At 47.6% G+C, this 21,528-nt stretch carries 21 protein-coding genes and 1 tRNA gene; 8 read left to right on the top strand and 14 right to left on the bottom strand.

Features of this window, described 5'->3' with window-relative positions:
* The 3 genes from SFW65_05560 to SFW65_05550 form a co-directional block, all read left to right on the top strand.
* Positions 1 to 1,074 (top strand): hypothetical protein (locus SFW65_05560; protein MDX1922574.1); only part of this gene is annotated, 1,074 nt, incomplete at its 5' end.
* On the top strand, positions 1,071 to 1,664 hold the full coding sequence (locus SFW65_05555; protein MDX1922573.1) for a hypothetical protein: 594 nt from the start codon (positions 1,071 to 1,073) through the stop codon (positions 1,662 to 1,664). The genes SFW65_05560 and SFW65_05555, both read left to right, overlap by 4 nt.
* Positions 1,665 to 1,741: 77 nt before the next feature.
* On the top strand, positions 1,742 to 2,422 hold the full coding sequence (locus tag SFW65_05550) for a cupin domain-containing protein (GenBank protein MDX1922572.1): 681 nt from the start codon (positions 1,742 to 1,744) through the stop codon (positions 2,420 to 2,422).
* 2 nt (positions 2,423 to 2,424) lie between these two features.
* Here SFW65_05550 and SFW65_05545 read toward each other — a convergent pair whose 3' ends face one another.
* The 8 genes from SFW65_05545 to SFW65_05510 form a co-directional block, all read right to left on the bottom strand.
* Positions 2,425 to 3,162 carry a DUF6065 family protein gene (locus SFW65_05545; protein ID MDX1922571.1) on the bottom strand — a complete coding sequence of 246 codons (738 nt, stop codon included), beginning with the start codon at positions 3,160 to 3,162 and terminating at the stop codon, positions 2,425 to 2,427.
* Positions 3,163 to 3,281: 119 nt separating this feature from the next.
* Complete coding sequence (locus tag SFW65_05540) at positions 3,282 to 4,172, bottom strand: hypothetical protein (GenBank protein ID MDX1922570.1); 891 nt, start codon at positions 4,170 to 4,172, stop codon at positions 3,282 to 3,284.
* Positions 4,173 to 4,370: 198 nt separating this feature from the next.
* Positions 4,371 to 4,463, bottom strand: a tRNA-Ser gene (locus tag SFW65_05535).
* A 92-nt stretch (positions 4,464 to 4,555) separates the two neighbouring features.
* Positions 4,556 to 5,620, bottom strand: a complete 1,065-nt coding sequence (locus SFW65_05530; GenBank protein MDX1922569.1) for a chemotaxis response regulator protein-glutamate methylesterase — start codon at positions 5,618 to 5,620, stop codon at positions 4,556 to 4,558.
* 96 nt (positions 5,621 to 5,716) lie between these two features.
* Complete coding sequence (locus tag SFW65_05525; protein MDX1922568.1) at positions 5,717 to 6,244, bottom strand: chemotaxis protein CheW; 528 nt, start codon at positions 6,242 to 6,244, stop codon at positions 5,717 to 5,719.
* A gap of 17 nt (positions 6,245 to 6,261) precedes the next feature.
* Entirely contained in the window at positions 6,262 to 8,340 is a 2,079-nt protein-coding gene (locus SFW65_05520) for a chemotaxis protein CheA (GenBank protein MDX1922567.1), read from the bottom strand.
* A gap of 14 nt (positions 8,341 to 8,354) precedes the next feature.
* Positions 8,355 to 8,720: a response regulator gene (locus SFW65_05515; protein MDX1922566.1), complete on the bottom strand. Its 366-nt coding sequence runs from the start codon at positions 8,718 to 8,720 to the stop codon at positions 8,355 to 8,357.
* Positions 8,717 to 9,025, bottom strand: coding sequence for an STAS domain-containing protein (locus tag SFW65_05510; GenBank protein ID MDX1922565.1), 309 nt, complete (start codon positions 9,023 to 9,025; stop codon positions 8,717 to 8,719). The genes SFW65_05515 and SFW65_05510 overlap by 4 nt, the downstream gene beginning before the upstream one ends.
* Before the next feature lie 409 nt (positions 9,026 to 9,434).
* Between SFW65_05510 and SFW65_05505 the strand changes: the two genes are divergently transcribed.
* Together SFW65_05505 and SFW65_05500 are read left to right on the top strand one after the other, a co-directional pair.
* Positions 9,435 to 9,674, top strand: a complete 240-nt coding sequence (locus SFW65_05505; GenBank protein MDX1922564.1) for a hypothetical protein — start codon at positions 9,435 to 9,437, stop codon at positions 9,672 to 9,674.
* A gap of 69 nt (positions 9,675 to 9,743) precedes the next feature.
* Positions 9,744 to 10,799, top strand: coding sequence for a tetratricopeptide repeat protein (locus SFW65_05500; GenBank protein ID MDX1922563.1), 1,056 nt, complete (start codon positions 9,744 to 9,746; stop codon positions 10,797 to 10,799).
* Here the strand turns inward: SFW65_05500 and gatB are convergent.
* Genes gatB through gatC form a run of 3 tightly spaced genes read right to left on the bottom strand, consistent with a single transcriptional unit; the run spans position 10,796 to position 14,063 of the window.
* Positions 10,796 to 12,259 carry an Asp-tRNA(Asn)/Glu-tRNA(Gln) amidotransferase subunit GatB gene (gene gatB / locus SFW65_05495; protein MDX1922562.1) on the bottom strand — a complete coding sequence of 488 codons (1,464 nt, stop codon included), beginning with the start codon at positions 12,257 to 12,259 and terminating at the stop codon, positions 10,796 to 10,798. The genes SFW65_05500 and gatB overlap by 4 nt on opposite strands.
* Positions 12,260 to 12,278: 19 nt before the next feature.
* Positions 12,279 to 13,760: an Asp-tRNA(Asn)/Glu-tRNA(Gln) amidotransferase subunit GatA gene (gene gatA / locus SFW65_05490; GenBank protein MDX1922561.1), complete on the bottom strand. Its 1,482-nt coding sequence runs from the start codon at positions 13,758 to 13,760 to the stop codon at positions 12,279 to 12,281.
* A 15-nt stretch (positions 13,761 to 13,775) separates the two neighbouring features.
* The gene (gene gatC, locus SFW65_05485) at positions 13,776 to 14,063 is read right to left on the bottom strand and encodes an Asp-tRNA(Asn)/Glu-tRNA(Gln) amidotransferase subunit GatC (protein ID MDX1922560.1); all 288 of its coding nucleotides are present in this window, start codon (positions 14,061 to 14,063) and stop codon (positions 13,776 to 13,778) included.
* Between the two features lie 77 nt (positions 14,064 to 14,140).
* On the opposite strand from gatC, the gene ruvX reads away from it, so the two are divergent.
* Together ruvX and SFW65_05475 are read left to right on the top strand one after the other, a co-directional pair.
* Positions 14,141 to 14,635, top strand: a complete 495-nt coding sequence (ruvX, locus tag SFW65_05480) for a Holliday junction resolvase RuvX (protein ID MDX1922559.1) — start codon at positions 14,141 to 14,143, stop codon at positions 14,633 to 14,635.
* Complete coding sequence (locus SFW65_05475) at positions 14,635 to 15,873, top strand: O-antigen ligase family protein (protein ID MDX1922558.1); 1,239 nt, start codon at positions 14,635 to 14,637, stop codon at positions 15,871 to 15,873. Before ruvX ends, SFW65_05475 begins: the two co-directional genes overlap by 1 nt.
* On the opposite strand, the gene mutT is transcribed toward SFW65_05475, so the two are convergent.
* The 3 genes from mutT to SFW65_05460 all read right to left on the bottom strand — a co-directional run bounded on the left by mutT (position 15,810) and on the right by SFW65_05460 (position 18,436).
* Positions 15,810 to 16,250, bottom strand: coding sequence for an 8-oxo-dGTP diphosphatase MutT (mutT, locus tag SFW65_05470; protein MDX1922557.1), 441 nt, complete (start codon positions 16,248 to 16,250; stop codon positions 15,810 to 15,812). The two genes, SFW65_05475 and mutT, sit on opposite strands and share 64 nt — an antisense overlap.
* Complete coding sequence (gene argJ / locus SFW65_05465; protein MDX1922556.1) at positions 16,250 to 17,494, bottom strand: bifunctional glutamate N-acetyltransferase/amino-acid acetyltransferase ArgJ; 1,245 nt, start codon at positions 17,492 to 17,494, stop codon at positions 16,250 to 16,252. The genes mutT and argJ overlap by 1 nt, the downstream gene beginning before the upstream one ends.
* A 72-nt stretch (positions 17,495 to 17,566) precedes the next feature.
* Complete coding sequence (locus SFW65_05460) at positions 17,567 to 18,436, bottom strand: peptidylprolyl isomerase (protein ID MDX1922555.1); 870 nt, start codon at positions 18,434 to 18,436, stop codon at positions 17,567 to 17,569.
* Between the two features lie 332 nt (positions 18,437 to 18,768).
* Between SFW65_05460 and secA the strand changes: the two genes are divergently transcribed.
* Positions 18,769 to 21,528, top strand: coding sequence for a preprotein translocase subunit SecA (secA, locus tag SFW65_05455; protein ID MDX1922554.1), 2,760 nt, complete (start codon positions 18,769 to 18,771; stop codon positions 21,526 to 21,528).

Here is a 21,528-nt window from a genome sequence, read left to right as displayed (position 1 = left end):
CCATCGCCACTCCGCTTCTCTTCTGGAAATAATCTAGAACCCATGGGTCTGCTTCTTCACTTAAATATGTCAGGTGTCAAAACCCTGCCGCTCAAGCCTGGCTTTCCAAGGCAGTATCCTTATACGCAGATGGTCAGCCGTGTTTTGATTGACCAGATCGATCCGTTTCATTACTCGGCGGGCTGCGAACCGATTAGCGATATTCTAAAAATGCCATCCACCAATAAAAGCTTTGGTGATGTTGCCGAAGAACATGCGGTGGCGATGAAAAAATGCGATGGCAATATTTATATTATGTACAGTGGCGGGATTGACAGCTCATCCGCAGTGATTGCGTTTTTACGTACATGGTCAGCCCAAGAGCTGCAACGCGTTTATATTCTTTCATCGCATCACAGTGCGCTTGAATTTCCTGAACTTTGGAATGTTGTAGTTGATAAGTTCAAAGGACGCATTCTGCCGTCCTTCCGGCATGTCGAATATTACCTCAAAAAAGGCTATATCGTAACGGGTGAACATGGTGATCAGCTGTTTGGTTCCGATGTAATCCGTGCGATTTGGCATACATATGGTGATGGGGGGATTTTCAAACCGTGGCAGGAAATTATGCCGCCCGTTTATCGTAGCATGTTTGGGCCTGAAATTACCGCCTCATTCATACCGCGATATGAACAAACCCTTTCCTACTGCCCTTTCCCGCTTACTACCGCATTCGACTGGATATGGTGGTTTAACTTCACCAATAAATGGCAGCATGTAAAATACCGCTTACTTGCGCATAATGGCTGGACAGACCCCAAAAACACATTCCCGAAAATCAAACATTTCTATGATACACCCGCATGGCAACGCTGGAGCTTTGATAATCACGATAAAAAAATTGCCAAGAGTTATTCGACGTACAAGCTTGCCGCCAAAGAATATATCGTCAACTCAACAGGGTTTGCTGATTATATCAATAAGCCCAAAGTAGGTAGCTTGTACCAGATTTGGTACTCTTCCGAATTCTATGAAGCGATTGATACCGACTATAACTACCTGACCAGAGAACAAGCTGTGGAGTATATCCGATGAGTGCTTATATTTATCTTTTTCAAGAGCGTATTATTTACTGGACCCCGCAAACGCTATACAGCAAGCCGGTCGCCGTTCAAAAAGTAAAATGGTACAGCATCACCGGCGCCATTCCCATGCCGCTGAACGATATGGTGACAAGGGGCAATGTCGGTTACAGCATGCAAAAAGGCTTTTATACGGTTGAAGGCGAGTTACCGCCCAACTGGGATGAACGCGAAGGTCTTATCAAGCAGCTTCAGATTTTAGCCGGGCTTAATACCATCACAAATACGCAGCGCGCCAAATACACGGATAATTCGATTGGCCAGCCATTAATGGATGTCTTGCTGGTTGATGAAATCCGCCAATACCGCAAAAACGGAAGTTTGGATGAATGCACGATCATTACTTCGCTTTTGGAAACGGATGAACAAAATCTAACCCCTGATGCCTTGGTCACCAAGCTTTGGCTGCAATATGAATCCTACCGCACGGTCATTTCTTACCTGAATCGACTGGAATTTAAGGTCCGCCAGCTGCTCCGGGATCATGAATATGACAAAGCGAACGATTTAATTGCCGCCGAAGTAGAAAAAATGAGGATTTAGACCCAGCTGTATAGAGATTGTTTAGAGTTTTGTGTCAATTATTACCTAATCGTTAAGAGTGGGAATGGAGAAAACAGATGAATGTGAGCGCATTTCAAGATACCGAGATAGCCAAGCATCGCGAGTTGATGAAAAAATTTGGCGTCGAATATTTCCAACCTGGCGTCACAGCAACCAGCAGCTCGCGCGAAACAGATCTTTATACCTACAAAACCTATTACGGTAATCACGCAGTGGACGTTGAAAAAGGGGATTGCGTTTATTACTATGACAAAAATGGCGTTGCGCATGTGCAATCGGGCCCATTTAAATTTCAGTCTACCATCATCGCCACCGTTATCCGTGGTTATACACCATCCGCCCGTTCGGTGACCGTTGGCCGCGCCACCCATTTGCCTTACATCAATGGCTGCTCGACACGCCAGATCTTTACGCCAGAGCGTATTGGCGACCCAACTTTGCAATTACTACATTTGCCACCGCATTCAAGTGAACAGGCGCATCATATCCATTCCACTGCACGCATCGTGCATGTGCTTGAAGGCCGTGGGCGCTGCGTCGTTGGCATGGAACAATGGCAAGCTAAACAGGAGCTAAGCGCCGGGATGTCATTGGTATTACATCCGATGTGCCCCCACCACTTCGAGACAGATGGCGATTCATTACTGGTGTTGCCATTGCATATTTTCAGCTCTCCGCCATCAGGACTGGAATTCAATCATCCGATGTTCAATGGTACCCACAGGGTCGAACATTAAGCCTATTTCTGTTCAACAAATGGCTTCACGCGCAAGCGTGTTCTGTGTTCGGGCGCGGTTTGCGTTTCCCCATCTGGCATTACGCCGCGCTGATATAATTTTTGCCATTTATTCACGTAAGCCTCGGTTCCCGCCTGCTTTAGATCGGCGATGAACCCCGTGCGGCTCGCATTCCATGTATCGTATTCACGTTTTAATTCCGGAACATCGGTAAGCGGGCGTGTGCCAGGTTCCATTAATTCCAAATCACTGCGTCGCACTGGAAAAATATGGCAAAACGGCTCGTCCTTCTCGAAAAACACCGGATGATCTTTGCGTGTAAACTTCCAGTTCATCGTGAAGGTATAAGGCGACCAATCCGTTTCAACAACGCCCGATAACGGCGCAATGCCATCTTTGGGCTGATTGACTGGGCCTTGCACAAACATGTCAAATCCGGGTTCCGTGCGGAACAATGCGTGAATATGGAAAGTAAGTATGCCAAACCCGAAATGGCTCACAGCGTATGGCTTGATGACCGGATCTTCAATCAACTGAATGGACTGCATGTTTTCGCCGCCATCCCACACTGCACCAAACCGCGATGGGCATAAGATCTCCCACCCATGCGTGTTGGCAATCGTCAGCGGCAGGCAGCGATACGCATAGCGTTCACGTGTTGCATCCATCCAAGCACGTTCAAACGGTGCAGGCCGTATTTCAAATGGCAGGTTATCAAAGGTATAGGCAGTGAGTTTCATGAAAAGTATTGATGATAGGCGGCATAAACTGGCCCATTTAAGCTATTTTTTTTACCATATTAGCTTTGCATAAGGCTTCTCTAAAATCCATGTAGAAATTTTCAACAATTACATCTTTTTTAAGTACGCACATTAAGAACACCATGTATTAGTCCATCAATCGGTCTATTTGGGCCATTAAGGCAAAGATGCTCTCCTTTATAAAATTCTTGAGCCAAGACTGGCTTCTCTTGTCGATAAAAGATCATATCTTTTGCATAGATTTGAACAAAATGATTCATCATGTCTGTCTCCTGAGCACTGACTACAATTGTCGAAAGTCTAGGCTCCGCTGAATACTGATGCGGCCTAACAAACAGCACGCTTATGCTTGGCGTTAACGGTACTAGCATTTCTGGGTTAAGCGGCAAACCAATTGATGACGAAAGGTTCTGAAAGAATCCATCGCCAAAAATATATTCACGATCTGGAGAAAATATAACTGCAAACTTGCCACGAGTACCCAAACCATCTGCAATATTTCTCTGCTGGTAGCGCATATTTGCTGCTATGATGGTATTGCGCTCACGGACTCCAAGTCCCCCTCTTAATTCTTCAGCTATACTGGCGGCTGCGTTACGGTTCATAGGACTTCGCACACAAAGGGAAACAAGACCTTCCATAAGTAAGCCAAGCATTTCTTCGGGTACCTCTTGTGGTAAAAATCTACCTATGGAATTACGCGCATTGGTACGTTTTTCTTGACGAAGACTATTTAGCCATTTGATTACATTTGGAAAATTAGTATCGGCTTTATCAAACTCATTTTCAAAATTATAATCCCATACAGTTGTTTCACCTGCTTTCCGGCTCATTTTGATAGTATGGCCATGCCCAATCACTCCAAAATTTTTTGGCGGTCGGCACAAAGCTTCTCCACTTGGCGATAACCTAGTTGTACAACCATTTGTATCTTTCCAAAATTCGGAAATACATATAGGCCACCAGTGATGGTTTTTGGATGGTGCCATAAATTTGCTTGGGTTAGTTTAGAAAACAAAAATGGAGAGGATTACTTTGCCACGCGGCTAAGCCGCTCGCAAAGTTGCAATTTTCTGGTCGCGCCCAAATAAAACCTTCGGGCGCTCCCGAAAATTGTCGAACCTCTTATCGGTTCAAAACTTCTGACGTTAGTTTATAAAAAGGGCCATATGGCCCTTTTTATAAACTGGCGGACGGGAGAGGATTCGAACCTCCGATAAGGGTTTACCCCCTATAACGGTTTAGCAAACCGCCGCCTTCGGCCACTCGGCCACCCGTCCGCACATTTACAAACGTAACATTTGTGAGGTGTTTTGTAGCAAGCCCACCCCATAAAAACAAGGGGTGGGGTTTGGCAGGCAATATGCGTTTATTACTGGGCGGAATTGAGCTTTAATAGCTTTATAAGCTGTTTATTTATATCTTTTAGCGTGGTCTGCATTTCAACAGCGCCAAGATCGAAGGCGACTTTGGGCATACCGTAAACGACGCAGCTTGCTTCATCCTGACCGATGGTTTGCGCGCCTGCTTTACGCATTTCCAACAATCCATCCGCGCCGTCCCTACCCATTCCGGTTAGGATAACGCCAACGGCTTGGCGACCTGCGTGTTTAGCAACAGAACGGAACAGCACATCAACCGATGGGCGGTGACCTGAAACTGTCTCACCCTGATACACTTTGCATGAAAAGACATTCCCTGATTTTGCCAGCTCCATTTGAAAACCACCTGGCGCGATATAGGCATGGCCTTGTTCCAAACGATCACCATCTTTTGCTTCAGCCACACGAATGGGCGTGATGGAATTCAAACGATGCGCAAATGATGCTGTAAATTTTTCCGGCATGTGCTGGGTAATGATAATAGGCGGCGATTCAGGCGGCATGCCGGTTAATACTTCGGTGATGGCTTCAACGCCGCCTGTTGATGCGCCAATTGCAATAAGCTGTTGCTGCGATGGCGGGACAACCTCCGCTACCGGTTGCACCTTTTTTTCATAAGGCTTGCGCACAGGCATGACATAAGGATGGACTTTTGCTTTTGCGGCAACGCGTACCTTGTTACGCAACTCATCAGCCAGCACATGCATTTCCTTATGCAAATCATTTGTGGGCTTGGTTACATAATCAACAGCGCCCAGTTCGAGCGCGCGCACCGTAGAATCAGCGCCCAGTGCTGTTAAGCTTGAAATCATAATCACCGGCATCGGGCGCAGTGTCATGATGCGTTCAAGGAATTCCAGCCCACCCATTTTCGGCATTTCGATATCCAGCGTAAGAACATCGGGGTTGTGCTGTTTGATAAGCTCGCGCGCTAGGATTGGATCAGGAGCGCTGCCCACAACTTTAATGTCATCGCAGCTGAGCAGTTCCGTAAGGATCTGGCGCATCAAGGCGCTATCATCGACAATGATTACTTTAATCGGGCTAGATGTCATTGATCCACTTAGCAAGGTCGTAATGATTCTTTAGATCACACACAATTGCATGTGACCGACCCCATGACAAGGGTAGGACACGAATTTATGGGATTTTTATGCGGCGCTTTCAGCAATCAGCTTAGCTTCGTCCACATCATTCGAGGTGAACAGCTTTTCAAGCACCAGAAGCGCAACCATGCGTTCCTTGATGGTGATAAGGCCGCGCAAATAAGCACTATCCACGGTCGAATCCATTTCTGGGGCTGGTTTAATCTGGTCTTCGGTGATGGTTAGGATGTCTGACACCCCGTCCACGAGCACACCAAACATACGCTCGCCCACTTTTACGATAATCACCACATGGGTGCGGGTGATTTCAGTTTCCCCGCCGCCAAAGCGTGCGCGTAAATCATAAATCGGCACCATAATACCGCGCAGATTAATTACGCCGCGCACAAAATGCGGAGAGTTAGGAAGACGTGTTGCGGGAACCCAGCCTTTAATTTCGCGCACAGCCATAATATCCACGCCATACTCTTCCTTGCCAACACGGAAGGTGATGAATTGCAAGTTTGCAACGCCATCTTCGCCCTTACCATCTTCATCAATCCGTGCGGGGGTATTTGCCGATGTTTTTGCCATGAGAGTCTTCTCCATTATTATAAAGCTGCTTCGAGGGTATGGGCGGGATTTTTTGTGACAGCGCGATCAAGCAAAATTTGCCGCAGGCCAATCACGTCAAGAATAAGGGCAACACGGCCATCACCCAAAATGGTGGCGGCAGAAACACCTTCAATCTGGCGGTAGTTGGATTCAAGGCTCTTGATCACAACCTGCTGCTGGCCAATCACTTCATCCACCACTAGGCCGACTTTCTGGCCACCATCCACTTCGACCAATACCACCAGCGCATCTGCAGGATTGGTAATGGCATCGCGGATGTTGAATACATCATGCACATATAGCAAACGGATGTATTCACCGCGAATGTGAATAAGATCACCATGCGTAATCAGCTTGGAAATCATTTCCGGCGTGGGTCGTAGCAATTCAATAATACTGGTCAATGGCAAAACATAGCGTTCCTGCCCAACCGTCACCACCATGCCATCCAGCACCGCAAGCGTAAGCGGCAGCGATAGCACAAAGCGTGAGCCAAGACCCGGCTTGTTTACAACATTAACGCGGCCACCAAGGGCCTGGATATTTTTCTTTACCACGTCCATCCCTACGCCGCGTCCGGATACGTTGGAGATTTTTTCAGCAGTTGAAAAACCGGGTAGGAAAATAAAATTATCGATTTCTTCATCCGTCAACTGTGCATCGGGATTGATAAGGCCTTTTTCGATGCACTTTTGCTTAACGCGCTCACGGTTGATGCCGCCGCCATCATCAACAATCTGAATAACGATACGACCGGAACGATGTTCAGCTGACAATAGAATAGTGCCTTCACGCGGCTTACCCGCTGCTTCGCGCTTATCCGGCATTTCAATTCCGTGATCCACGGAATTTCTGATCATGTGGGTTAATGGATCACTGAGCTGTTCAATGACTGTTTTATCAACTTCCGTATTTTCGCCGGATGTTACCAAGCGCACATCCTTATTCAGAGTTCCGGCCAGCTCGCGCACTAGACGTGGCATTCGCTGGAATACCGATTTGACAGGCTGCGCGCGTATCGACATCACGCTATCCTGCAATTCACGTGTGTGTTGCTGCATCGATTCAAGGCCGTTCATCAAATTCTTGTTCTCGATATCAAGTTGCTTTAATTGCTCGGCAACCATGGCCTGCGTAATCACAATTTCGCCAACCATATTCACAAGGCGGTCAATCTTGTCCAAGTCAACGCGGATAGATGTAACGGCTGCAGTTTTTTCGCCCCCTTCTTTCTCTTTTACAGCTTCTTTAGCTGGCGAAGGAGCTTGCGTCGTCTTTGCAACGTCTTGATGGGTTTCTTGGCTGATTGCAGGCGCGGAAGCTGCAAACGGCGTATCAATGGTTTGCGGGCCATCGGGTTGTAATTGAATAGATAATTCTGAATCCACATCTACGAATTCAAACACTTCCATCAAGGCTGCTTCGCCAATATCGGTTTCAATCTGGATAATCCAGCCGATATACGCTTCTTCAGGATCGAAACGGTCAAGCGTTGGAATACCGCCCGTGGTGCAGGCGATGATGGCGTTACCAAGATTTTTAATCTGACGTAAAATAAGCAATGGCTCGTTCGCTTTGGCATAAAGCGTGCGCAGCGGCTTAAAGCGGATGATAAACTTCTGAATTTTTTTGACGGGAGCTGCTGCTTTGGCCGCACCTGCACCATTACCACCGCCATGGCCACCTTCTTGTGGCCACCAGTCATTAAGGCCGGCAAGCACTGCCGCTTCACGGTCAGCAGGCAATTGCACATCGCCCTTTGCTTCACGCACCAGATCAGAAACAACGTCAAAGCCTTTCATCAATAAATCATGGCGTGATTTATCAATCGAAATTTTTCCACTGCGCAGGGCATCCAGCACACTTTCAAAGCTATGGGTAAATTTGACAAGCCGTTCCATGCCAAAGGCGCCTGCGCCACCCTTGATCGAATGCACGGAACGAAAAATTGCGCCAAGGCTTTCCGCACTGGGTTCGGTGATGGACAAATCCATCAGATGCATTTCCGCCATACCGAGCAAATCTGCGGATTCTTCAAAGAATGTTTTTTTGAAATCTTCTAATTGATCATCCACGTTGTATCACCATTTCACAGTGTTACTTTTTTTATTGTATTTATCAGTTTGTCGGTATTGAACGGTTTAACCAGCCAGCCGGTTGCACCTGCATCACGTCCTGCCTGCTTTCTGATTTCATCCTTTTGGTCAGTCAGCATCAAAATCGGCGTCACTTTATAGACGGGGTGCTGACGCAGATATTTGATGAATTCCACGCTATCCATGCCCGGCATGTTTAAATCAGTGACGATGCAATCAACCTTTTGGCCGCCCAATACATCCAGCGCGTTCTGGCCATCAAAGGCCTGTTTCACATCAAAGCCAGCCTGCTTCAAGGTGAACCCCACCATATGCTGCATCATTTTAGAATCATCAACGGTTAGAACTGTCTTGCTCACTCTTTGCTCCAGCGTTTCAGGATGTCGGCAAGTCCCATATCCGTCAGCGTTTCGGTAAAATCCTTGGATTGGTTGATCACCCATAATTTATGTCCCTGCTGGCGAAGCGATGTATCAAGTGAAAGCAAGGTTTGCACGGCAAGGGTTGTAATATGCATGACCCCACCAGCATCAAGGGCTACATCCTGGGTTAATGGCCATTCACGCGCACCATCAAAGAATTGTACGGCGGCATTATTATCAAATTGGGCAGTCAATGTAGTCATTGAGGACACTATTGATAGGAAGAGAACTGGCGGGCAGATCCGAATAAGAAGCGCCCTTTGATACTTAATAGTTTATGACTCCAGTTGCTACCAAATGTTTAACACCGCCAGCGCGGGGTATGCAGAAAACCCAATATAGAATGTAGTTTTTGATACACACACCGATGCGACGCGGTGATTCTGTTTTGAGATGCAAAACGGTGTGACGATTTTTTATTTTTTTCAAAAAAACTTTGGCGGTTGGTACGCGCCGGAAATGACCTTTGAGGCAACTCAAGCACTTAGCTGGTTAGCAAAGCATTAACTATATGATTTAGAATGATTTTTTACAGAAATTTAGTTCAAACTTTAGATAGTTTTTACTTATTTCTGGCAAAACTATGTCATTCGCTGAACAAGAATTTGAACAGAGAACTGATTTCAACAATTTATGGGAAAAGGTGCGGCTATGTCCCTATCAAGACAAACAGTAACGTCATTAATTGACCTCATCGAGATTAAGCTGAGCTGCATGACCGTGCAAGACAGAGATGATTTACGTGAAAAAGTAGCCCTGCAAAAAGCCATGTGCGAACTTTCTGCACTGACTGGCGGTGCTGCAACTAACGACGACGAAATTCTTGGCGAAGTGCCACGCCGTGGCCGCCGCCGCCGTATCTTCCAGGAAAGCGCTGGCAGTTACGCATAAGTTTCTTTTAGCTAAGCAAAAAGGCCAGCGCCTCCGCTGGCCTTTTTTTTGTCATACAGCCGTATCCAAATGTTAACCGAACCCGCCCCAGCACAACCTAACGAACCAGCACCGCCACGCAAACCCGCCACTGGTGTCGTTATTGGAATTGCGTTGGTATATGTTGTAATCATTGTGCTGTTCGGGGTTTCGATTTCGATTTACCATCCCCTGCGCATTTATGAGGCAACGCTTTTGATTGGTGTTATCACCAGCCCAATTTGGGTTCTGATATCCGACTACTTCAAAACCCGCCTTCTCGCCTTACAACTTGGTATTAACACCACAAAGCTTTCACTTGGCTGCTTTTTGTGCGGGATCTTATTAACCTACAGTATGGCATATTTTATGAATGGAAAGTTCGATGATACGCCTGAACAGCAATGCGAAAAAATCGTTCTTTCGAAACATATCGAGACCCATAAATCGAGCAGAAGTTATTATGCGCGTATTCCTGCATGTGTGGATGGTACCATTCCATTTATAAATCTGGATGAAACCGAAGATATATCTGTTTCACACGATGAATATCAAAAACTGCAACCCGGGCAAACCAAAGCCATCGTCTTGTTTAAAAACGGGCGATATGGGATTGCTTGGAAACTATCAAGCCGTGTAGTGATAACGCCAAATAAACCAGCGCCGCTTGCCGGATATTTAACGCGCTTTGCATCGGAATTTCAGGATGCGGATTATCTAACTGGCGTTGCGTATTTCAAAGGAACAGGCCGCCCCAAGGACGATACTCAAGCCGTGATTCATTTCCAGCGTGCAGCGCAGCGCGGAAATGCGATTGCACAGCATGATCTAGCCTATATGTATTTCAATGGTCTTGGCACCGCAGTACAAACGGCTGCCGCGTTTGAACTCATCAAACAATCGGCACAAAACGGCTATGCGCTGGCGCAAGATTATCTGGGAGTTATGTATGGCGATGGCAAGGACGGTGCACCGCAAGATTGGCTACAATCCTACTACTGGATCAATAAAGCGGCACAGCAAGGTTACCCGCAAGCCATTCAGGATATGCAATATGTGCGCAGCCATATGACGCCACGGCAACGCGAAGAAGCCGAACGAAATTAACCCGCCAGCTTTTTCTTCAGCAAGTCATTCACAACACCAGGGTTGGCTTTGCCGCCGGTATTCTTCATCACCTGACCGACAAAGAAGCCAAACAGTTTGTCCTTGCCGCCGCGGTATTCCGCAACCTTATCCGGATTTTGCGCAATCACATCATCAATTGCTTTTTCTAATGCGCCAACATCACTGACCTGTTGTAGGCCCTTTTCTTCCACGATTTTTGCGGCTGGCTTGCCTGAGGCGACCATTTCTTCAAACACTTCCTTGGCAATGCGGCCGGAAATGGTGCCATTGATAATGAGATCAAGAAGACCGCCCAGCGCCTCAGCCGATACCGGGCTTTCGGTAATCGCCTTGTTTTCTTTATTCAGCACGCCGAATAATTCACCCATCACCCAATTCGCAGCCAGTTTTCCGTCGCGGCCTTTCGCTGCATTTTCAAAATAAACAGCGGTATCTTTTTCGGCGACCAACACACCCGCATCATACGGCGTTAAACCAAAATCATTGATGTAGCGGTTTTTACGGTCATCGGGCAATTCTGGAAGCGTTGCCTTAATATGATTGACCCATGCTTCATCCAGAATAAGCGGCAATAAATCAGGATCCGGGAAATAACGGTAATCATGCGCTTCTTCTTTCGAACGCATGGATCGGGTTTCGCCTTTTGCATTATCAAACAGACGTGTTTCCTGTTTGATGACCCCGCCGCCTTCGATAATTTCAATTTGGCGGCGCGCTTCGTATTCCACTGCCTGCACCACAAAGCGCATGGAGTTGACGTTTTTAATCTCGCAACGCGTACCAAGAGGATCACCGGGTTTACGTACGGAGACGTTGACATCGGCGCGCATGCTGCCTTCATCCATATTGCCATCACACGTGCCAAGATAACGCAAAATGGTGCGGAGTTTTTTAAGATACAAACCGGCTTCTTCCGAAGAGCGCAAATCGGGCTCAGACACAATTTCCATCAAGGCAACGCCGGAACGGTTCAAATCAATATACGATTCTGTCGGGCTTTGGTCATGCATGCTTTTGCCCGCATCTTGTTCGAGATGCAGACGCGTAATGCCGATGGCACGCGTGGAACCATCGGGCATATCGAGTATGATCTGGCCCTTGCCGACAATCGGATCTTTGAACTGGCTGATTTGATAACCGCTGGGTAAGTCAGCATAAAAATAGTTTTTACGGTCGAACACTGAATGCAAATTGATTTTAGCATTAATGCCCAACCCCGTGCGTACCGCTTGCTCAACACATTTTTTGTTAATTACGGGCAGCATGCCGGGCATGGCCGCATCAACAAAACTTACCTGCGCGTTGGGTTCTGCACCAAATGCGGTTGCCGCACCGGAGAATAATTTGGATTCAGAAAGCACCTGTGCATGAACTTCCATGCCGATGACAACTTCCCAATCACCTGTTTCGCCTTTAATTAGATTTTTATTTGCAGTCATGTTCGTATCCCAAAAAATCTTATGCGTGAAATGGCGGCAATGCTTTGAAGTTAGCCGCAGCTTCAAGTGCGGCGCCAATGCCCAGCACGGTTGATTCATCAAATGGACGGCCAATAATCTGCAAGCCAAGCGGCAAATTATTTGCGCTTAACCCAACCGGCAGCGACATCGCCGGCAATCCTGCAAGGTTCACGGGCACTGTGAATACGTCATTAAGCCACATTTTAATCGGGTCATCCTGTTTTTCGCCAATTGCAAAGGCATCAGAAGGCGCAGTTGGCGTTAAAATGGCGTCACATTGCTTGAATGCCTGACCGAAGTCGCGGGCAATTGCATTACGGACTTTTTGGCCTTTGAGATAATAGGCATCGTAATAACCTGCCGATAACACATAAGTACCAAGCATGATACGGCGGCGCACTTCCGCGCCAAACCCTTTGGCACGGGTATTTTCATACATTTCAATCAGGTTCTTTCCTGCTTCACGTTGACCGTAACGCACGCCATCATATCGTGCGAGGTTCGATGAACACTCCGCCGTTGCCACGATATAGTAAGTGGCAAGCGCATATTTGGTATGCGGCAATGAAATATCGACAATTTCGGCGCCAGCATCTTGCAGCATTTTAATACCCTGTAGCCACAGCGTTTCAATTTCCGCCGGCATTCCATCGACGCGATATTCTTTTGGAATACCAATACGCAAGCCTGCAATACCGCCTTCAATCGCTTCAAGGTAATTTGGAACTGGGCGATTAACCGAGGTTGAATCTTTTGGATCATACCCCGCCATCGAACGCAGCATGATAGCAGCATCTCGCACATCGCGTGTCATCGGCCCTGCTTGGTCGAGGGATGAAGCATAAGCAACAATACCCCAGCGTGAACAGCGACCGTAGGTGGGTTTAATACCCGTGATGCCAGTGAAGGCTGCAGGTTGACGAATGGAACCGCCGGTATCGGTTCCGGTTGCGGCAATTGCGCAACGCGCAGCAACGGCAGCCGCACTACCCCCGCTAGATCCGCCGGGAACAAGTTTGCGCGCAGCATTCGCTGGATCAGCGCCACTCCAGGGATTAATTACATTACCATAAGCCGATGTAATATTTGCCGAACCCATCGCAAATTCATCAAGGTTTAGTTTGCCAAGCATCACTGCACCATCACGGAATAGCTGGCTGGTGACAGTTGATTCATATTGCGGTTTAAAGCCACGCAAAATATTGCTACCCGCGGTTGTCTGCACGTCATCTGTACAAAATAAATCCTTGATGCCGAGTGGCAACCCATCAAGCGGCAGCGCAGTACCTTTTACATATCGTGCATCGGATTCCTTCGCTTGTTTCAGCGCAAGTTCCGGTGTTTCAACAATATAGGCATTCAGCGAACGGCACTTTTCGGTTGCCGTGATATACGCCTGCGTTAATTCCGTGGCAGTGAATTTCTTGGTCTTCAAACCATCAAGCGCTTGCGCCAATGTGAGTTCAATAAGTGATGACATGCAATATCCTGATTTTTATTCGATAACTTTTGGAACAACAAAAAAGCCAGCTGCCTGTTTGGGCGCATTGGCCAAGACATCTTCCGGATAACCGCCATCTGCCACCTTATCTTCACGAAGCGGCAAGGTTACTTCCACTACCGAAGTGAGTGGAGGTATGTCATCGGTGTTTACTTCCTGCAATTGGTCAATCCAGCCCAAAATGGATTGGAACTCTTTTGTCATTGCATTTTGTTCCTCTTCCGTCAGGCGAATTCGGGCAAGGTTTGCAATGCGAGCAACGGTATTTTTATCAATCGACATGTGTTTTAAGAAAAAGTAACGGTTGGAGGGTGATAATTGGTATTCAGGATTTAGCATTTTTATGTAAAGAAAGACAAATGTCTATTCACCCGTGGCCCCATATTCTAAAGCGCGTTAAAAAAGGCCAATGCCTGCTGGGCCTTGATGTGGGCAGTAAAACGATTGGGGTTGCGGTCTGCGACCCAGGCTTTAAGCAATCTTCCCCACTTTTAACGATTAATAGAGGAAAGCTGGCCAACGATATTGCTGTGCTGGCCAAATTAGTAGCAGAGCGTGATGCGGGCGGGCTGGTTATTGGGCTTCCCTTGAACATGGATGAAAGCGAAGGCGTGATGGCCAAAAAAGTTCGAACATTTGCGGCGCAGATTTTGGAAGCCAAAAATGTATTTACGGCAGAGCCCCAAATCAGTTTTTATGATGAACGCCTATCCACCAGCACGATGCGGGATTTTTTAAGTGATGAGGCAAAGCTGCGCCACAAACGCCGCGACGCGGTAATTGATAAGCTGGCAGCACACAGCATTTTGCAATCAGCACTCGATTTTTATAATTCCCAAAATAACAAAACATAATGAACCAGCAATTTTCCATTACTACCCTGCTCTTATGTATTCCGGTTTTGATGTTCGGGCCATTCATGGCGTTGATGCCCCGCGGGATGATGGCGCTGATTATCTATTCGGCACTCGTGTTACTGCCCAAGCTAAAAAAGCACTGGAAAGAAATTGTTCAAAACATCAATAAACACAGCTTTATCTTGCTGGGCGGTGCAATAATTTATACTTGCCTTAGCGCGTTCTGGAGCCCGAACGACAAGGCATGGCATACGGCATTTGATGTGTTTTATATCAGTGTCTGCTGTTGGATTATTTTTACGACACTGCCATTTATTAAAGCGCAGGCACTGGATGTGCTTATCAAACTGTTTGTCGTGAGCTGGTGCTTTGGATTTGCCTTATTGTGCGTCGAAAGCTTTTTTGATCATCCGATCCATCGCTGGTATGAACATCTGGATGCAGCAACGATAGTCAATGAAAATATAACTAAGCGCACTGCAGCTCTCTTTGCGCTTTCTATATGGCCATTTGCGTTATGGCTTAAGACCAAAGGCAAAACAGTTTTAAGTATCTTAGCTGTTATCGGCTTTTTGATTTTGAGTGCATTTCTTACCAATCGTTCATCCATGCTTGGCATGGTGGTTGGCACCGGCATCTTGTTTTTTGCCTTTTTCCAGCCGGTTTTAGCGCGTTGGGCACTCGTGGTGATGATTGGCCTTGGCTGCTTTTTTATTGTGCCCATTTCAACATTACTGCCACTCATTCCGCAGGAAATTACCGGCCAGTTGTTTGATTCAGCGCTGGCACGCATCAAGATATGGACATTTACATCACAACATATTCTGGAAGAACCGCTATTTGGGCACGGCATTGATGCCTCCAAAGGAATGGAAACCGATGCGGGCACCGGCAGCGGATTTTTTGAACCAGGCGTAAATGTGGTAAGTCATCATCCGCATAATATCTTTCTGCAAATCTGGCTGGATTTCGGAATGGTTGGCGCATTGCTGTGGGGTGGATTATTATTGATGCTGACTTACCGCGTTTACAATGCACATGAAACGGCACAGCCCTATATTGTGGCGGCAGCCTTTTGCAGTTTGATGATGCTGAGCACCACATTCTCGCTGCTACAAGCATGGTGGTTATCAGGGCATATCGCAGCAGCAATTCTGTTTGCGCTGCTTAGTTATAACCAGTCACGCAATGCTGCGATGAGCGGCACATCCGCAGGCGGCATTTCAAATTCGTGAAGCTGGTTGATACGCACCCAGCTCAGTTTTTGTCCTTCCACCGATTGGGGCGTGCCATGCCACATGCGGCATACGTAAAGCGGCATCAATAAATGGAATTTTTCGTAAGCATGGCTAGCAAACGTAAGCGGATATAAGCAACCGGGCGATGTTTCAATATTCAGTTCTTCGCGCAATTCGCGGCACAAGGCCATTTCCGGTGTTTCCAATTGATTGACTTTTCCGCCGGGAAATTCCCATAACCCCGCCATTTCTTTTCCTGCTGGGCGCTGTGCTAGCAATACGCGGCCATCAGCGTCAATCAATGCAACCGCAACCACCAACACCAGCTTGGCTGGGTTTGGTGGAATTGGCGCTGTGACATCGATGCAGGACATTAGCTTCGATAACTGCCGTTAATGTCGATATAGCCGTGGGTCAAATCGCATGTCCACACACGGGCCTTGCCCTTACCCACACCGACATCAAGTTCAATATGCACATCGCGGCCCTTCATATATTTGGCAACGGGTGTTTCATCATAATTTTTAATCTGCTCGCCATTTCTGCAAATGACATAGCCACCAATTGAAACTTTGACACGCTGCATATTCAAACGCGCGCCGCTGCGCCCTGCTGCTCCAAGAATACGTCCCCAATTTGCGTCTTCGCCAGCAATGGCTGTTTTCACAAGTGGGGAGTTGGCGATAGTAAGCGCGTGTAACCGCGCGGCCTTGTCGTTTTCTGCGCCGGTTACATCAATGGTTATAAGCTTTTGCGCGCCTTCGCCATCACGCACGATAAGTTGTGCAAGCTCCATCAGCACTTCTTCAAGTGCTGCGGCAAATGCACGGGCATCCTTGCTATCGGTTTTGGTTATTTTAGTGTTCTGCGCTGCACCTGTTGCAAAAACCAGAAGCGTGTCATTGGTTGATGTATCACCATCCACCGTGATGCTGTTAAAGCTTTTATCGGTTGCAGGTTTTACCATTTTTTGTAAAACGCCGGCGTCAATCGATGCATCGGTAAACACAAACCCAAGCATGGTTGCCATATTCGGGGCAATCATACCGCTACCCTTGCCAAAACCGGAAAGGGTAATGGTCTTGCCATTTATCTTAACGCGCCGGCTGACGGTTTTTGGGAATGTATCGGTTGTTAAAATTGCTTTGGATGCCTTGGTCCAAACCGCAGCGTCGCTTTTCAATTTTTTTACAATTGCGGGCACAAAATTGGCAATCGCTTTTTTTGGAAGCGGGCGGCCAATAATACCTGTGGATGCAACAAATACTTCGCCAGCATCGCAGCCCGTTTCAAATGCCACAGCACGCACGCTTTCTTCCAACAATGCAATGCCAGCCTTACCTGTTGCGGCATTCGCGTTACCTGCATTAATTAGCAAAGCGCGCGCTTTCTTGCCTTTCAGCAACAGGCGGCACCACGCAACAGGCGCAGCTGCTGTGGTCGATTGCGTAAACATCCCTGCGACAGCGGTGCCATGGGGCATGACCGCCAACAGCAAATCATCACGGCCCGTATAACGCAGACCTGTTGCCAGCGTTGCAAGCTGAACACCGCGCACTGGTTTTAAAGCTGCAGGTTTTTTGGGCGCAAGGGGCGAGCGTGGATGTTTGATAGCCATTTCTTTTCGTTCCTCAAAAAAGCATCCCCGCTAAAGCGGGGATGCGGGTATCAGTTAAAAGATGAAGAAAAATTACTTCTTTTCTTCTTTCTTGTCTTCTTCCTTCATCGGCTTACCATCAAGGCCAAATCGTTCGATTTTTGCCTTCTTGCGCATGGCTTCAATATATTCGTTGGCAGCCTGATCAGAAACCTTGGCTTCAAGTTGCGGTTTGACTTTTTCAAGCTCAACAGGCTTTGCTTCGCGCTTATCTTCAACCTTGATGATGTGATAGCCAAAATCAGACTTCACTGGGGTTTTGGAATAATCACCAGCTTTCATTGCGAATGCTGCATCAGCAAATGGCTTCACCATGGTCTTTTTGGTGAAGTAGCCCAAATCGCCGCCTTGGGTTGCCGAAGCAGTGTCGGTTGATTTTTCAGCAGCCAGTTTGTTGAAATCACCGCCTTTGTTCAAAAGCTCGATGATGTCTTTGGCTTCCTTTTCAGTTTTCACCAGAATGTGGCGCGCTTTAACTTCTTCTTCTTTCGGGCTTGCCTTTACAATGCTGTCGTACATGGCTTTGATTTTATCATCCGTAACCATAGGTTTGATTTTTTCACGCAACGTCACATCGGTGATGATGCGTTCTTCAGCGCGCTTCATGCGGTCCTTGAAATCTGCCGTTTCGTTTACCTTGGCTGCATAGCCTTCAGCGAGCAGCAATTTTGCATCAATCATCCGATCAAGAAGCTGCGGGTAAATTTGATCAACGGGAATTTGTTGCAGCTGAGCCGGTAATGCGGAGAGTTCATGCATCACATCCGATTTACGGATTTCAGAACCGTTTACGCGCGCTACAACAACATCGTCTTCAGCAATCGCTGGAAACGGGGCAAGGAATGCCGACAATAAAACACTGACGATTATTCCCTTTGGCAGTGCTTTTTTTGGGTTGAACATAGAAAGTTCCTTTCTTAACAGGTTTTTTTGGGGGTATGTTGGGTTAATTGGAGGCTGTGTGAATCGCTTGTGTTGCGGGGCTTTCATTCTCTAGCGGAAGGCCAGTATGCCTGCAAGTCCCTCATAAAAGTGATGCGTAACAAGCAATAATGGCAAAGATATGAAGGGTTTGCCCATAGCACTTTGGCCGCCTATATCTTAAGCAGAGTCATTCAAAGCCGAGGGCAAAGCTTGGTGTTGGCAATTGGTCAAAGTTTCGGCTAATTTGCCCCGCTTACTGATGATGGTTTTAAGGGGCAATCCAGCCCACATCTTTTGAGGTTAATTTTGAAATGCTTGCGGCACTTACCCGTAATATCTTTGGCACAGCCAATGAACGTTTTTTAAAGCAGCTCCGCCCCGTTGTTGGCGTGATTAATGCACTGGAACCAAAATACGCTGCTATGTCCGATGAGGAGTTGCGCGCGCAAACCGACCTTTTCCGCAAGCGTTTACAAGATGGTGAAAAGCTTGATCGTTTATTGCCCGAAGCATTTGCCGTGGTGCGCGAGGCCGCCAAAAGGACACTGGGCCAACGCCATTTCGATGTGCAGCTGTTGGGCGGCATGGTATTGCATCAGGGCAAAATAGCTGAAATGCGCACCGGTGAAGGTAAAACACTGGTTGCAACCCTTCCTGCTTATTTAAACGCGTTGACAGGCAAAGGCGTTCACATTGTTACCGTGAATGATTATCTGGCGCAGCGCGATAGCGGGTGGATGGGCCGCGTGCACAGCTTCCTTGGTTTAAAAGTCGGCTGCATCGTTCATGGCTTGAATGAAGAAGAGCGACGCCAAGCTTACGCCGCCGATATTACCTATGGTACCAATCATGAATTCGGTTTTGATTATCTGCGCGATAATATGAAATTCCGTTCATCTGATTTGGTACAACGCCCGTTCAACTACGCGGTTGTTGACGAAGTAGACAGCATTTTGATTGATGAGGCGCGCACCCCGCTGATTATTTCAGGTCCTGCTGAGGATTCATCCGAGCTTTACCGCCGTATTGATGAAATTCTGGTCAAGCATTTAAAGCCTGATGTTTATGAGAAAGATGAAAAATCACGCACGGTGAACTTAACTGAAAGCGGCATGGTGGATATGGAGAGCTGGCTTTCCGAAGCTGGTCTTTTAAACCCCGGCGGATTGTATGATAGCAGCAACGTCAACACGCTGCACCATGTGCAGCAGGGCTTGCGTGCCCACACCTTGTTTACGCGCGATGTGGATTACATTGTAAAAGACAATAAACTTGTCATTATTGATGAATTCACTGGCCGTATGATGGAAGGCCGCCGTTATGGCGAGGGCCTCCATCAGGCTTTGGAAGCCAAGGAACACGTGACGATCGAGCGTGAAAATCAAACGCTTGCCAGCATCACCTACCAAAATTATTTCCGCCTATATCCCAAACTATCAGGCATGACGGGTACTGCGCTTACCGAAGCTGCGGAATTTGAGGAAATCTATAACCTATCGGTTGTCGATATGCCGACAAACGTGCCCGTACAGCGTATTGATCATGACGATGTGGTATTCCGCACCGCTGCCGAAAAATACAATGCAATTATTGATGTAATCGAAGAATGCAGAAAGCGCCAGCAACCGGTTCTGGTTGGCACGGTATCGATCGAAAAATCGGAATTGCTTTCCGAGCTTTTGAAGAAGCGCAAGATTGCGCATAACGTATTGAATGCACGCTACCACGAACAGGAAGCCTATATTATTGCGCAGGCTGGTCGCCCGGGCGCAGTAACCATCGCAACCAACATGGCGGGACGTGGTACGGATATTCAGCTTGGCGGTAATTTGGATATGCGTATAGCGCAGGAAGCAGCAACACTTCCGGACGAAGCTGCGCGCAGCGCGAAGGCTGAAGAAATCCGCAAGGAAGTGGAAGCTGCACGCGAAATCGTACGCCAAGCGGGTGGTCTTTATGTAATTGGTACGGAGCGTCATGAATCCCGCCGCATTGACAACCAGTTGCGCGGCCGTTCAGGTCGTCAGGGCGACCCCGGTACATCCAGTTTCTTCCTGTCCTTGCAAGATGATTTATTACGCATCTATGGCGCAGATAAGATGGATGCGATTTTGGCAAGCCTTGGTCTTCGTGATGGACAATCCATTGAGCATCCATGGATTAGCCGCGCATTGCTGAAAGCGCAGGAAAAAGTTGAAGCACGCAACTTTGATATCCGTAAAAACCTGTTGAAGTTCGATAACATTATGAACGACCAGCGCAAGGTGATTTATGAACAGCGCCGCGAAATCATGAATGCCGACAACGTATCTGAAACAGTTACTGCCATGCGCCATGATGTGATCGAAAATATGGTGCGCGTGGCCGTGCCAGCCAATTCATATCCTGAACAATGGTCACTTGGCGAATTGCGCGACCGTATTAAAACCAACCTGCATCTTGATTTACCTGTTGAAGAATGGGGCAAGGAAGATGGTATTGCCGAAGGTGAATTTGAAGCACGGATCAAGAAAGCGGCCGATGAAAAATACGCCTCTAAAATCAATGCTGTTGAAGAAGGCATGCGCCATCATGTTGAAAAGCTGATTTTGCTTTCAACCCTTGATCAAGTATGGAAAGACCATTTGCTTGCGCTTGACCATTTGCGCAGCGGGATTGGCCTTCGCGCTTATGGTCAACGTGACCCGTTGAATGAGTATGGTCGCGAAGCGTTTGATTTGTTCAGCAATATGCTTGATCTGCTGCGCGTCGATGCAACATCCAGATTGCTGGCAGATAGCACCCGTGCACCAACCGAAGAAGAAGTATTGGCACAACGTCGTGGCCTTCAGATGATTGAAAATCGCGGCGGTGATGATGAACCCGCCAGCATTCCCGAAGGCATGGCACGCAGAGCCGCTGGTTCATCCAGCTCGTATGCACCAACGGCTTATGGAAAAGGCGCAGCAGCAGTGGCGGCAACGGGCTTTGATGCCAAGAACCCCGCAACATGGGGCAAGGTGCAACGCAATTCCCCCTGCCCGTGCGGTTCAGGCAAAAAATTCAAACATTGCCACGGTTCGCTGGAGTAA

The sequence above is a fragment of the Alphaproteobacteria bacterium genome (assembly GCA_033762625.1).
Classification (GTDB): Bacteria; Pseudomonadota; Alphaproteobacteria; order UBA9219; family RGZA01; genus RGZA01.
The sequence above is the reverse complement of the archived record's forward strand: the minus strand, read 5'-3'. Positions and strand labels throughout refer to the sequence as shown.